Annotated in this window: 7 protein-coding genes; all 7 read left to right on the plus strand. The window is 66.6% G+C overall.

The annotated features are described in order from the left end of the window. The first annotated feature begins 81 nt into the window (after positions 1 to 81). The 7 genes from FBR43_RS03810 (at position 82) to FBR43_RS03840 (ending at position 11,581) form a co-directional block, all read left to right on the plus strand. The gene (locus tag FBR43_RS03810) at positions 82 to 3,159 is read left to right on the plus strand and encodes a TonB-dependent receptor domain-containing protein (protein WP_136941923.1); all 3,078 of its coding nucleotides are present in this window, start codon (positions 82 to 84) and stop codon (positions 3,157 to 3,159) included. 67 nt (positions 3,160 to 3,226) lie between these two features. Next, a complete protein-coding gene (locus FBR43_RS03815; protein ID WP_169542479.1) occupies positions 3,227 to 4,660 on the plus strand; it encodes a M20/M25/M40 family metallo-hydrolase in 1,434 nt (477 codons plus the stop codon). Then, entirely contained in the window at positions 4,657 to 5,907 is a 1,251-nt protein-coding gene (locus tag FBR43_RS03820; RefSeq protein WP_136941925.1) for a M24 family metallopeptidase, read from the plus strand. The genes FBR43_RS03815 and FBR43_RS03820 overlap by 4 nt, the downstream gene beginning before the upstream one ends. Continuing rightward, positions 5,904 to 7,256, plus strand: a complete 1,353-nt coding sequence (locus tag FBR43_RS03825) for a M24 family metallopeptidase (RefSeq protein ID WP_249276449.1) — start codon at positions 5,904 to 5,906, stop codon at positions 7,254 to 7,256. Before FBR43_RS03820 ends, FBR43_RS03825 begins: the two co-directional genes overlap by 4 nt. A gap of 103 nt (positions 7,257 to 7,359) precedes the next feature. Continuing rightward, positions 7,360 to 8,295 (plus strand): LysR family transcriptional regulator, encoded by a 936-nt coding sequence (locus FBR43_RS03830; RefSeq protein ID WP_249276450.1) that lies wholly within the window; start codon positions 7,360 to 7,362, stop codon positions 8,293 to 8,295. A 143-nt stretch (positions 8,296 to 8,438) separates the two neighbouring features. Continuing rightward, positions 8,439 to 9,866 carry a diaminopimelate decarboxylase family protein gene (locus tag FBR43_RS03835; RefSeq protein ID WP_136941926.1) on the plus strand — a complete coding sequence of 476 codons (1,428 nt, stop codon included), beginning with the start codon at positions 8,439 to 8,441 and terminating at the stop codon, positions 9,864 to 9,866. Beyond that, complete coding sequence (locus tag FBR43_RS03840; RefSeq protein WP_249276451.1) at positions 9,863 to 11,581, plus strand: alpha/beta hydrolase-fold protein; 1,719 nt, start codon at positions 9,863 to 9,865, stop codon at positions 11,579 to 11,581. Before FBR43_RS03835 ends, FBR43_RS03840 begins: the two co-directional genes overlap by 4 nt. Position 11,582 lies beyond the last annotated feature (1 nt).

Genomic DNA, 11,582 nt, shown 5'->3' on the forward strand with positions numbered 1-11,582 from the left:
GAAGTTGAAAAGGGGCTGCCGGACGCGTCCGGCGGCAGGGGACAGACTTTGCCTAATCACCGGGGACAGGGAGACAAGGACATGACCGTTATTCGAAAGATGCTGCTCGGATCGAGCGTGCTGGTGGCCGTCGGCGCGATGGCGCCGGCGATGGCGCAGGAAGTGCCGGCGGGCGCGGCGCCGATCGCCGAGCCGCAGGCGACCGAGGCCGAGGAAATCACCGTCACGGGCAGCCGCATCCGCTCGCCCAATCTCGAAAGCGTCAGCCCGGTGATCCAGGTGTCGGCGGCCGAGTTCGCGCAGCGCGGCACGGTGCGCGCCGAAGATCTGCTCAATCAGCTGCCCAACGTGTTCGCCGCACAAGGCGCGGCCAACTCGAACGAGGCGACGGGCACCGCGCAGGTCGATCTTCGCGGCCTGTCGCCTTCGCGCACGCTGGTGCTCGTGAACGGCCGCCGCCTGCCGTACGGCAGCCCCAAGAACATCCCCTCGGACGTCAACCAGGTGCCGACGGTGCTGATCCAGTCGGTCGACGTGCTGACCGGCGGCGCCTCGGCGGCCTATGGTTCGGACGCGATCGCCGGCGTCGTCAACTTCCGCCTCCAGGAAAATTTCGAGGGACTGCGCCTCCAGGGCAACATCTCGGCATTCCAGCACACCAACGACCGCGACGAGCTGCGCGATCTGGTGTCGGGCTTCAACGATCGCTTCCCCGGCCAGTATCTGCTCGCCGACGAGAGCGTCTGGAACGGCTTCTCGCAGGACTACTCGATCGCCGTCGGCACCAATTTCGAGGAGGGTCGCGGCAATGTCACGGCTTATGCCTCGTATCGCAACGTCGAGCCGATCCTCCAGAAGGACTATGACTATTCGGCCTGTGCGCTCGGCGCGACGGGGCCGGGGGGCAGCCAGTTCACCTGCTCGGGCTCGGCCAACAACGCGCCCGCCAACCTCACCAATGCCGGCCGGCTGCCGGGCCTGCCCACGTCGTTCCGCGTATCGGACAACCAGTTCGTGCCCGGCACCGCCACCTACAACTTCGCGCCCGCCAACTATTACCAGCGGCCCGACGAGCGCTACATGCTCGGCGCGATGGCGCATTACGAGCTGACGCGCCACTTCACGCCCTATGTCGAGGCGCATTTCATGGACGACCGCTCGATCGCGCAGATCGCGCCGGGCAACAACAATGGCGGCATCACCGTCAACTCGACGGGCATCAGCGGCATCAACTGCGACAACCCATTCCTGTCGGCGCAGCAGGCGGCGTATCTTTGCACCTCGAACGGGCTGTCGCTCGGCAGCACCTATGACGCGCAGGGCAACTATATCGCACCCGAAAGCATCGCCACGGGCGTGCTGGTCGCGCGCCGCAACGTCGAGGGTGGCAACCGCCAGGACGATATCCGCCACACCACCTATCGCATCGTGGTGGGCACCAAAGGCGAGCTGTTCGGCCCGTTCCGCTACGATCTGTACGGCCAGTACGCCAATGTCGGCTATCGCAGCCGCTTCACCGGCGACGCCAACCGCCCGCGCACGGCCAACGCCTTCTACGCGGTGCGCGACCAGCGCCAGGGTTCGTCGACCTTCGGGCAGATCGTCTGCAAGATCAACGCCGACGCCAATCCCGACAACAACGACGCCAATTGCGCGCCGCTCGATTATTTCGGGCCGCAGGCAAGCCAGGAAGCGGTCGACTATATCGCCGAGTTCAAGAGCATCACCGGCGATACCTCGCTTACCAACATCGTGCTGTCGATCGACGGCAACCTCGCCGATTACGGCATCGTCTCGCCCTTCGCGACGACGGGCGTGGGCGTGGCCTTCGGTCTCGAATATCGCAAGAACACCGTCGAATATCTGCCCGACGAGATCTACCAGAACGCCGCCAGCCCCGAGATTCCGATTTCGGGCTCGACCGTCGCGAAGGAAGCCTTTTTCGAGATCAACGTGCCGGTCGTCGAGGATCGGCCGTTCTTCGAGCTGCTCAGCCTCGAAGGCGCGTATCGCTATTCGGATTACGACACCGGCTTCACCGCCGATGCGTGGAAGGTGGGCGGCACCTGGTCGCCGGTGCCGTCGCTGCGCATCCGCAGCAGCTACCAGCGCGCGGTGCGCGCACCCAATGTGATCGAGCTGTTCTCGGGCCAGTCGCTGTTCGAGGTCGAGCTGACCGAGAATGCCAACGGCTCGTTCGATCCGTGCTCGGGCGCGACGCCGTTCGCCAGCTTCGAGGCATGCGCGCGCACCGGCGTCACCGCCGCGCAATATGGCAACATCGTCGACAATCCCGCCGGCCAGTTCAACTCGCTGATCGGCGGCAACCCCGATCTCGATCCCGAAGTCGCCGATACCTTCTCGGTCGGCGCGGTGTTCCGCCCCGATTTCGTCCCCTCGCTCACGGTGTCGATCGACTATTTCGACATCAACGTGAAGGGGCTGGTCGGCAGCGTGAATCCCAACCTGTCGCTGGTGAACTGCCTCAACAACGGCGATCCGTTCTTCTGCAACCTCATCCAGCGCAATCCGGGTTCGGGCTCGCTGTTCCAGGGCGAAGCGGGCTTCTTCCGCCGCTTCAACGTCAACACCGGCTCGCTGCGCACCAGCGGCATCGACGTGGCGATCGACTATCGCACCGATCTGGGCGGCATCTTCGGTGGCGATCCGGGGTCGCTCGCCTTCAACCTGCAGGGCACGTATTTGGGCAGCTTCGAGACGACGCCGCTGCCCAACTCGACCGATGCCGAGATCTACGAGTGCAAGGGCCTGTATGGCGGCCTGTGCGGCCGTCCGCGTCCCGAATGGCGCCATCGCTTCACCACCACCTGGCAGTCGCCCTTCGGCTTCGACCTGGCGCTGGCGTGGCGGCATGTCTCGTCGGTCAGCATCTCGCAGACGAGCAGCCAGCCGGTGCTGAACGGCAGCTTCTCCGAGGTGAACCGCACGCTCGGCTCGCGCGACTATTTCGATCTGTCGGCGGCCTATCGCGTGCGGCAGGACTTCACGATCCGGCTGGGCGTGAACAACCTGTTCGACAAGGATCCGCCGCTCACCACCAGCGCCGCGATCGAGGATGGCGGCAACGGCAACACCTATCCGCAGTTCTACGATGCGGCGGGGCGCTACGTGTTCCTCAACGCCTCGATCGACTTCTGATTGCGTCGCTCGCCGCCGGCCATATGCTGCCGGCGGCGAGATTCTTTGTTCGAGTGGGGAGGGTTGCATGAAGCACATGGTACGGGGCGCGGCACTGGCGGCGCTGATGGCAGGGCTGATGCAGCCGGCATATGCACAGGCTCAGCGCATCACCGATGCCGATCGCGCGCTGGGGCGCGAGGTGGTGCGCGAGCTCGTCTCGTTCCGCACCGCCAAGGGGCAGGGGCAGGTGCCCGCGATGATCGCGGCGATGACCACGCGGCTGAAGGCAGCGGGCTTCACCGATGCCGATATCCAGACCGTACCGCTCGAGATCGACGGCGAGAAGACCGCCGGCCTCGTCGTGCGCTACGCCGCGCGGCCGGGCGGCACCGCGAAGCCGATCGCGTTCCTGGGACATATGGACGTGGTCGATGCGGTGCCGGGAAGCTGGTCGACCGAACCTTTCAAGCCGACCGAGAAGGACGGCTATCTCTATGGCCGCGGATCGGTGGACAACAAGGCGGGCGTGTCGCTGCTGCTCACCACCTTCCTGCGCCTGAAGAAATCGGGCTGGGTGCCCGAGCGCGACCTGCTGCTCGCCTTTTCGGGCGACGAGGAAACAGGCATGATGACCACCCGCGCGCTTACCGCGCATCCGTGGGTGTCGAAGGCCGAATATGCGCTCAATTCGGATGCCGGCACGGGCTATATGGAGGCCGACGGCTCGAACCCCGTCTTCTCGATCCAGTCGGCCGAAAAGACCTTCGCCACCTTCCAGATCACCGCCAGCAATCGCGGCGGCCACAGCTCGGCCCCGCGACAGGACAATGCGATCTTCGACGCCGCCGATGCGATCCAGGCGGTGAAGCGCATCAAGTTCCCGGTCTCGTTCAACGAGATCAGCCGCGTGATGGTGACCGACCTCGCCGCGCGTAATCGGGGCGAATATGGCAACGCGCTCAAGACGCTGATGGCCAACCCCAACGACGCCGCCGCGCGCGCGGTGGCCGAGGCCGATCCCGAAAGCGCGATCCTCTGGACCACCTGCGTCCCCACCATGCTGCGCGCGGGCAACGCTCCCAACGCGCTGCCGCAAACGGCGACGGTGACGGTCAATTGCCGCATCTTCCCCGGCACCAGCGTCGAGCAGGTCAAGGCCACGATCGAGCAGGCGATCGGCGACCCCGATGTCAAGGTCGCGCTCGATGGCGAGGGCGTCGCCAGCCCCGTCTCGCCGGTGCGTGAAGATGTGTTCTCCGCGATCCGCCGCGCGGTGCACGTCAATTATCCCGGCGCGACGGTGAAGCCGAGCATGTCGTCGGGCGGCACCGACGGTCGCGAGTTCCGCAGCAAGGGCATCCCCACCTATGGCGCGGGCAGCCTGGCGCTGATCCGCGACGTCGATGCCCGCGCGCACGGCGCCGACGAGCGGCTGCTGCTCGCCTCGTACGACAAGGAACTGGCCTTCTGGGACACGCTGATCCGCGACGTAGGCGGCAAGCCGGGCGCGCGCCGATGAGCGTCGCGATCGATCGGCGGCGCGCGCTGGCGCTGGGCGGCATGGTTGCGGCCGGCGCGGTGGGTGCGGCGATCCCGCATCTGGCGCGCGGCACGCAGACGGGCATCGCCGCCGCTGCCCCCATTGGCACTGCCGAGCGGCAGGCGCGCATGGCCAAGGCGCAGCGGCTGATGCAGCAGGCGGGCATCGGCGCGATGCTGGTCGAGGCCGGCTCGAGCCTGCGCTACTTCACCGGCATCGACTGGTGGCGCAGCGAGCGGCTGACCGCGGCGCTGATCCCCGCCGAAGGCCCGCTCTGCGTCGTCACGCCCTTCTTCGAGGAACCCTCGATCCGCGAGATGCTGGCGGTGCCCGGCGACGTTCGCGTCTGGCAGGAGGACGAAAGCCCGCACGCGCTGGTCGCCGGCTGGCTGCGCGAGAAGCGGCTCGCCGACAGGCCCGTCGCGATCGAGGAGACGGTGCGCTATTTCGCGATCGACGGGTTGCAGAAGGCGCTGCCCGGCGTGAAGGTCCGGTCGGGCGCCGATATCGTCAATGCCTGCCGCATGGTGAAGTCGCCCGCCGAGATCGCGCTGATGCAGCGCGCCTCGGACATCACCATCGCCGCCTATCGCGCCACCGCGCCGCAGATCGTGCGCGGCATAGATGGCCCGGCGATCTTCGCGATCATGGCCGCCGAGATGCGCAAGCTGGGCGCGCAGACGCCCTCGGGCGGGGTGCAGCTCAACGAAGGCTCGGCACTCCCGCACGGCTCCAAGGAACGGCAGGTGGTGCGCGACGGGTCGGTGATCCTGATGGACTGCGGCTGCACGATCGACGGCTATCATGCCGATATCTCGCGCACGATGGTGTTCGGCGAGGCCGATGCGAAGCAGCGCCGGCTGTTCGAGCATGTGCGGCTGGGGCAGGACGTGGCGATGCAGGCGGCGCGTGTCGGTCGCACCGCCGGCAGCGTCGACGATGCGGTGCGCGCGCGCTACGAGAAGCTGGGTTACGGACCCGGCTATCGCCTGCCCGGCCTGTCGCACCGCACCGGCCACGGCATCGGCCTCGACGTGCACGAACCCGTCAATCTGGTGCATGGCGAGGCGACGCCGCTGGCGGCGGGCATGTGCTTCTCGAACGAGCCGGGGCTGTACGTGCCGGGCAGCTACGGCGTGCGCATCGAGGATTGTTTCTACATGACCGCGAGTGGCCCGCGCTATTTCTCGCAGCCGCCACGCTCGATCGACGAACCCTTCGCATGAGCCTGTCGCTTGCCCTGCTGCTGGCGGCGCAGGCGAATGTCGCCGCGATGCCGCCCGCCGATCAGGCCGAGCAGTCGATGTCGCCTGCGATGCCCGCAATCCTGCCGCTTCGCGAACGCGCCGCGGTGCAGGATGCGTGGCTGAAGGAGCGGCTCGATACGCTGGTGCCCGCGCTGATGCGCGAGCACGGCATCGACATGTGGGTGCTGGTGGCGCGCGAGTATCTCGAAGACCCCGTGGTCGCGACGATGCTCAACGCCACCAATTTGCGCGCGCGGCGGCGGACCGTGCTCATCTTCTTCGATCCGGGCGGGGGCAGGCCGGTTGAGCGGCTGGTGGTCAACAAGCATGGCCTTGGCGGCATGTTCTCGCCCGCCTGGGACATGGAAGCGCAATCCGACCAGTGGAAGCGCATCGCCGAAATCGTCACCGAGCGCGCGCCGAAGAAAATCGCGCTCAATGTCTCGTCGGCAAGCGCCTTTGCCGATGGGCTCACGCACAGCCAGCACGATGACCTCATGGCCGCGCTGGCGCCCGAATATCGCGGCCGCATCGTGCCGGGCTTCCCGCTGGCGATCGGCTGGCTCGAAACGCGAACGCCAGCCGAAATGGCACGCTATGGCGAGATCGTGCGCGTTGCGCACGCCATCATCGGTGAGGGGTTCTCGCCCGCCGTCGTCAAGCCCGGCGTCACCACCAATCACGATCTGGTGTGGTGGTATCGCCAGCGCGTATCCGATCTCGGCCTCGCATCATGGTTCCACCCCTCGGTCGAGATCACGCGGGCAGGCACGCCCGGCGTGCTGCGCGAGGAGCCGCACGTGATCGAGAAGGGCGACATGCTGCGCGTCGATTTCGGCATCGTATATCTGGGGCTGAATACCGATACGCAGCACGTCGCCTATGTGCTGAAGGACGGCGAGCGCGATGCACCGGCGGGGCTGAAGGCGGGACTGCGCGCCAACAACGCCGTGCAGGACGCGGTGACGAGCGAGATGCGCGCGGGCGACACCGGCAACGCCATCCTCGCGCGCGCCCGCGCCAGGGCCGTCGCGCAGGGGTTGAACCCCACCATCTATTCGCATCCCATCGGCTATCACGGCCACGGCGCGGGCAGCGCGATCGGCCAGTCCGAGGAACAGCGCTTCGTGCCGCATGGCGAATATCGCCTGCGCCCCAACATCGCCTGGTCGATCGAACTGAAGGCGACGCAGCCGGTGCCCGAATGGGGCGGGCAGATGGTCGATTTCAAGAGCGAGGAGGATGCGTTCTTCGACGGGCGCGGCGTGCGCTACATCGACGGGCGGCAGACGCGCTTCCACCTGATCGGCGCCGATAGCGGCGAATAAGCAACACTCTGGCACGCACTCGCCCGAACGGTTACAATAAGGTTGCACCTGTTCGCTATGTGACGCATTATCCGCACAGCGAACGAAAGGGACAGGTGCCACCGTGCTCTCCGATGTTGCTCTCCAGTATTTCTACGAAGCCGCCACGCTGGGTTCGATGCGGCTCGCCAGCGATCGCATCGGCGTCGCGGTATCGTCGATCAGCCGCCAGATCGCGCAGCTCGAGAACGAGCTTGGCCTGCCGCTCATCGAGCGTGGCCGCCGCACCATCCGCCTGACCGAGGCGGGGCAGATCGCCTATGAGCATTACAAGGCGCAGATCGTCACGCGCGAGGCGCTGTACGAAAGCATCCAGCAGCTGCGGGAGGTGAAGGCGGGCCATGTCGAGCTGGCGGTAGGCGAGGGGTTCCTGTGCCGCGCCTTCATCCGGCTGATCGAGGATTTCCAGCGCGAGCATCCCGGCGTCAGCGTATCGCTCAAGACGCGCACCACGCCCGATGCGGCGCGCCTTGTGGTCGAGGACGAAGCGCATATGGGCGTCATCTTCACCATGCCCAACGAGCCGCGGCTGCGCACGCGCGTGTCGATCCCGCAGCCGCTGCTCGCGGTATGCGCGCCCGATCATCCCGCCGCGCGCGAGCAGGAATTGTGCTTCGCGCAGTTGCAGGAACACAAATTGTGCCTGCCGTCGAAGGCGTTCCGCATCAGCCAGATCGTCGGTCAGGCCGAACAGCGCCAGCACCAGCGGCTGCGCCCGTGCCTGACCACCGATTCGATCTATGTGATGCGCGCTATCGCCAAGGAAGGCCGCGCGCTCACGCTCTTGCCGCACATCGCCATCGTCGACGATCTGCACGACGGCACGCTCGTCGCGCTGCCGCTAACCGATGTCGAAGTCGAGGAAGCGCGCATGGCGCTCGTTCACCGCGTCGGTCGCCCGCTCGATGGCGTGCCGGGGCGGATGCTTAACGTACTGCAAAGCCGCTTCCGCGCGCTGTTCGAGGTGCGCTCCGCAGCGCCCGCGCGCCGCGCCGCCTGAGACTGCGCGCGCGCAGCGTTGCGCGCTGCGCACAATAGGTTGCGGTCGCGCACGGTCTGCCGATCGGCGCTTGCCTGTCACCGGTCGCCGCGCATGATCGGGGCCAAGAGGCGGCGCTGCCGCCGATCCGGGGAGGACATCCAATGACGAACCACACAACCGCGCCCACGCTGACGCCGCCTGAATACAGCACCAGCTTCGGCGAATATGTCGGCATCGGCCCCAACGGCAATCTGTGGGTCGATGGCTGCGACGTGGCCGAGCTTGCCGATCGCTACGGCACGCCGCTCTACGTGATATCGGAAAACCAGCTGCGCCACGGCTACCGCGCATTCCGCGACGCGTTCCGCCGCCATTATCCCGATGTCGAGATCCTGTTCGCCAACAAGTCGAACAACGGCCTCGCGATCCGCCACATCTTCAATCAGGAAGGTGCCGGCGGTGACTGCTTCGGCGCGCAGGAAATGTACATGGCGCTGCTCGCGGGCACCGATCCCTCGACGCTCGTGCTCAACGGATCGAACAAGCAGGACGACGAGCTCGAACTCGCGATCGCCAACGGCCTTTGCATCAACATCGATGCGATGGACGAGCTCGACCGGATCGACGCCATCGCCACGCGGCTGGGGCGCACCGCCAATCTGGGCATCCGCCTGAAGCTCGACCTCGATCCGCTGCACGACCGGCATGGTGTGGCGATGCACGGGCCGGGCACGCTCAAGCAGCAGAGCGACAGCACCAAATGGGGCATGACGCGCGAGCAGACCGTCGAGATCGTCAAGCGCGCGCTGGCGATGCCCAACATGCGATTGAAGGAAACGCATTTCCACCTGTCGCGCATGTCGAACGATCCTGCCGACTTCGCGGTGATGGCACGCGAGATGATTACCTGGTCGGGCCATCTGCGCGACCATGCCGGCTGGACGCCGCCCACCATCGACATCGGCGGCGGGTGGACCTTCGGCAAGTGGTACGGGACCGGCCCCAACGGCCAGCTCGACGATGCCAATGCGCCGACCCCCGAGGATTATGCGCGCCTGTGCTGCACAGCGATCAAGGAGGAGGCCGAGCGCCTCGGCCTGCCGCTGCCCAAGCTGCGGCTTGAGCCGGGTCGCTCGCTCTCGGGCCCGGCGGGCATCGCCGTCGGCCGTGTCGGCGCGGTGAAGGACGGCGCCAAGAAGTGGGTCAATCTCGACCTGTCGACCAATCACCTCTCATGGGCGGCGGTGCTCGACTGGTATTATCACGCGGTGCCCGTGCGCGATGCCGGCGCCGAGGCGACCGAGACGGTCGATCTGGTCGGCCCGCTGTGCAACTCGGACGAGCTCGGGCCGCACCGCAAGATGCCGCCGCTCGAGCGCGGCGATCTCGTCGCGTTCCTCGATGCCGGCGGCTATACCGAGAGCTCGGCGGCGCGCTACAATGCGCAGCTGCTGCCCGCAACGGTGCTGGTGACGGGCAGCGCGCATGCACTCATCACCGAGCGCGAGCAGCTGAAGGATGTGGCGGGCCGCTTCCGCGTGCCGCCGCACCTGCTCGCGGCGTCGTTCGCACGCGACGAAGCGGCGTGACCCGCCGGCGGCTGGCGTTGGCGGCGGCGGCGCTGCTGGCCGGCGCGGCGCCGGCCGCCGCCGAGGAGGTGCGCGTCACCATCGCGCCGGGCATGCCCGAGGCCGCCTATGACGGCCGCGTGCTGGTGATCTTCACGCGCGACGGCCGCAGCGAGCCGCGCTTTCAGGCCGATCGCTCGGGCAATTCGGCGCAGGTCTTCGGCATCGATGCCGATGGTCTGCGCGCCGGCCGGCCGGTCAGCATCGGCGGTGGCGTCACCGGCTATCCGCTCGAGGACATGCGCGAAGTCCCCAAGGGGCGCTATTTCGTGCAGGCGGTGCTGCACAAATACGACACGTTCAAACTCGGCAACGGCAAGGTGGTGAAGCTGCCCGCCGCGCGCGGCGCGGGGCAGAACTGGCGGCGCGAGCCGGGCAATCTGGTAAGTACGCCGATCGAGGTCGATTTCGACCCCGCGCGCGCCGGCACCATCGCGCTGACGCTAGACAAGGCGCTGCCGCCGCTGCCCGAGCCCAAGGACACCGAGTTCGTCCGCTATTTCAAGTTCAGGAGCCCCAGCCTCAGCAAGTTCTGGGGCCGCGACGTGTATCTGAACGGCCATGTGCTGGTGCCGCGCGATTTCGACAAGCACTCTGAGGCGCGCTTCCCGCTCGTCGTCAATCACGGCCATTTTCCCGAGGGGTTCAGCGGCTTTAGCACCACGCCGCCCGACCCCGATCTGGTGTGCGTGCCCAATGCGCGCTTCAACGAGCCCTGCTACAACCGCATCGAGCAGCAGGAAGCCTACGATTTCTACAAGAAATGGGTGTCGCCCGATTTCCCACGGATGCTGATCGTCGAGATCGACCACAGCAATCCCTATTTCGATGACAGCTACGCCGTGAACTCGGCCAATCTCGGCCCCTATGGCGATGCCATCACGCACGAGTTCATTCCCGCGCTCGAGAAGAAGTTTCGCGGGATCGGCGAGGGCTGGTCGCGCTTCGTCTATGGCGGCTCGACGGGCGGCTGGATCGCGCTCGCAGTGCAGATCTTCTATCCCGATCACTTCAACGGCGCCTTCGCGGCGTGCCCCGACACCATCGACTTCCGCCAGACCAAGCAGGTCAACATCTATGACGAGCCCAACGCCTTCTGGCGCGAGGGTCCGTTCGGGCGCGTGCCGGTGATGATAAACCGCAACTGGCTGGGCCATGTGAACTGGACCAACGAGATGGAGAACCGCTACGAGCGCGTGATCGGATCGAAGACGCGCTCGGGCGGCCAGTGGGACATCTGGGACGCCGTCTATTCACCCATGGGCAAAGACGGCTATCCGCTGCCGATCTGGGACAAGAAAACGGGCGTGATCGACAAGAAGGTCGCGGCCCACTGGCGCGAGAACTACGACCTGCGTCACATCCTCGCGCGCGACTGGAAGACGCTGGGGCCGAAGCTTCACGGCAAGCTCAACATCTATGTCGGCGACATGGACAATTTCTACCTTAACAACGCCGTCTATCTGATGGAGGATTTCCTCGAAAAGGCCGATCCGCCCTATGGTGGCGAGGTGAAATATGGCGACCGCGCCGAGCATTGCTGGAACGGCGACCCGACGCTGCCCAACGCCATCACGCGGCTGCGCTACAACAGCATGTACGTGCCCAAGATCATGGATCGCATCGCCAAGACCGCGCCCGCCGGCGCCGACCTGACGAGCTGGCGCTACCGCTGAG

This window comes from Sphingomonas baiyangensis (assembly GCF_005144715.1).
Lineage (GTDB): Bacteria > Pseudomonadota > Alphaproteobacteria > Sphingomonadales > Sphingomonadaceae > Sphingomonas > Sphingomonas baiyangensis.

What these genes read in the sequence shown, in the direction of transcription:
- FBR43_RS03810 (WP_136941923.1), top strand. Translation starts at nt 82, where the DNA reads ATGACCGTTATTCGAAAGATGCTGCTCGGATCGAGCGTGCTGGTGGCC.
- FBR43_RS03820 (WP_136941925.1), top strand. Translation starts at nt 4,657, where the DNA reads ATGAGCGTCGCGATCGATCGGCGGCGCGCGCTGGCGCTGGGCGGCATG.
- FBR43_RS03815 (WP_169542479.1), top strand. Translation starts at nt 3,227, where the DNA reads ATGAAGCACATGGTACGGGGCGCGGCACTGGCGGCGCTGATGGCAGGG.
- FBR43_RS03835 (WP_136941926.1), top strand. Translation starts at nt 8,439, where the DNA reads ATGACGAACCACACAACCGCGCCCACGCTGACGCCGCCTGAATACAGC.
- FBR43_RS03825 (WP_249276449.1), top strand. Translation starts at nt 5,904, where the DNA reads ATGAGCCTGTCGCTTGCCCTGCTGCTGGCGGCGCAGGCGAATGTCGCC.